The organism is Acinetobacter sp. NIPH 817 (genome assembly GCF_000368405.1).
GTDB lineage: Bacteria > Pseudomonadota > Gammaproteobacteria > Pseudomonadales > Moraxellaceae > Acinetobacter.
The window spans coordinates 2,439,495-2,439,889 of the sequence record NZ_KB849420.1 but is presented as its reverse complement, the minus strand read 5'-3'; positions in this window follow the sequence as shown (position 1 = coordinate 2,439,889).

Genomic DNA, 395 nt, shown 5'->3' with positions numbered 1-395 from the left:
GACAGCGATTCGGACTCTGACAGCGATTCGGACTCTGACAGTGACTCGGACTCTGACAGCGACTCGGACTCTGACAGCGACTCTGATTCTGACAGCGACTCAGACTCTGACAGCGACTCTGATTCTGACAGCGACTCTGATTCCGACAGCGACTCTGATTCCGACAGTGACTCTGATAGCGACAGTGACTCTGATAGCGACAGTGACTCTGATTCCGACAGCGACTCTGATAGCGACAGCGATTCAGACTCTGATAGCGACAGCGACTCTGATTCTGACAGCGATTCAGACGCTGACAGTGACTCAGACTCTGACAGCGACTCTGATTCTGACAGCGACTCGGATTCGGATTCTGACAGCGACTCTGATTCTGATAGCGATTCGGACTCTGACAG